Source organism: Salinarimonas soli (genome assembly GCF_008386575.1).
Classification (GTDB): Bacteria; Pseudomonadota; Alphaproteobacteria; order Rhizobiales; family Beijerinckiaceae; genus Salinarimonas_A; species Salinarimonas_A soli.
The window spans coordinates 1-1476 of the sequence record NZ_VUOA01000066.1 but is presented as its reverse complement, the minus strand read 5'-3'; the positions used below and the strand labels follow the sequence as shown (position 1 = coordinate 1476).

Sequence of the window (1476 nt, the reverse complement as noted above, 5' to 3'; positions counted from 1 at the left end):
CATGCGCAGCACCGCCTCCGCCATCTGCTCGACGATGACGGGGGCGAGCCCCTCCGAGGGCTCGTCGAGGAGCACGGCGTGGGGGTTGCCCATGAGGGTGCGGGCGATGGTGAGCATCTGCTGCTCGCCCCCCGACATGGCCGAGGCGCGCCGGCCGCGCATCTCGGCGAGGTTGGGGAAGATCGAGAACAACTTCTCCCGGGTCCAGGGCTCGCGGCCGGGGGTGCCGCCCTTGCGGCCGACCTCCAGGTTCTCGTCCACCGTGAGGTCGGTGAAGATGCGCCGCTCCTCGGGGACATAACCTAAGCCCAGCCGCGCGATGCGGTAGGGGTCGAGGGCCGTGACGTCGCGGCCCTCGAAGAGCACCGTGCCATGGGTGACGGGGAGGAGGCCCATCAGCGCCCGCAGCGTCGTGGTCTTGCCCGCCCCGTTGCGGCCCATCAGCGCCGCCACCTCGCCCCTGCGCAGGGTGAGGTCGACCCCGAACAGCACCTGGGCGTGGCCGTAAGCCGCGCGCAGGCCCCGAGCCGCGAGAACGACGTCGCTCATGGGACGGCCGTCTCCCGTCGCGATCGCAGGGCCGCGCGTGAGCCCGTCTCGCCGAGATAGACCTGCTTGACCCGGGCGTTGCCGCGCACCTCGTCCGGGCTGCCCCGGGCGATGATCTCGCCGCGCACCAGGACCAGGATGCGGTCGGCATGGGCGAAGACCGCGTCCATGTCGTGCTCGGTGAAGAGCACGCCGATCCGGTCGCGCCGGGCGATCCCGGCGGTGAGCGCCATGAGGGCGGCGCGCTCGCGGGGCGCCATGCCGGCGGTCGGCTCGTCCATGAGCAGGAGCTTCGGGGCGGCGGCGAGCGCGATGGCGAGCTCCACCCGCTTCACGTCGCCATAGGCGAGCTCCGCCACGGGCCGGTCGGCGTCGCCGCGCATGCCCACGCGGTCGAGGAGGTCGAGCGCCTCGGGCCGGTAGAGGGCGCGGGTGCGGGCCAGGAGGTTGCGCGTGCGCCCGTGATGGGACACGAGCGCCATCTGGACGTTCTCGGCGACCGTCATGGAGACGAAGGTCTGGGCCACCTGGAACGTGCGACCGACCCCCTTGCGCCAGATCGCCCGGGAGGGCAGGCCGGTGATGGGCTCGCCGAGCAGGCTGACGCTCCCGGAATCGGGCCGCAGCTGCCCGCCCACCATGCCGAAGGTGGTGGACTTGCCGGCGCCGTTGGGGCCGATGACGGCGAGGAGCTCGCCCGCGTCCAAGGAAAAGCTCACGTCCCGCGCGGCCGTCACCCCGCCGAAGCGCTTGTTGAGCCCCTCCACGACGAGCAGGGTCATCGGGCGCCCCCCGACAGGCGCGCCCGCGCTCCCCTCCCCCTTGCGGGGAGGGGTTGGGGGTGGGGGTGACGGCTGAGGTGGTGCAGAACAGGGCGCAACCGTTCGGCTGGTGACCTTTTCGGATGGGACACCGCCGTCACCCCCC

2 protein-coding genes are annotated in these 1476 nt (G+C 72.9%); both read right to left on the bottom strand.

What is annotated here, in order from left to right; translation table 11 throughout:
• A partial coding sequence (locus F0L46_RS25145) for an ABC transporter ATP-binding protein (protein WP_149822362.1) occupies positions 1-549 on the bottom strand: 549 nt, incomplete at its 3' end.
• Entirely contained in the window at positions 546-1331 is a 786-nt protein-coding gene (locus tag F0L46_RS25140) for an ABC transporter ATP-binding protein (protein ID WP_149822361.1), read from the bottom strand. The genes F0L46_RS25145 and F0L46_RS25140, both read right to left, overlap by 4 nt.
• Positions 1332-1476: the final 145 nt, after the last annotated feature.

Coding starts and splice junctions, on each gene's coding strand:
- F0L46_RS25140 (WP_149822361.1), bottom strand. CDS start 1,331: ATGACCCTGCTCGTCGTGGAGGGGCTCAACAAGCGCTTCGGCGGGGTG.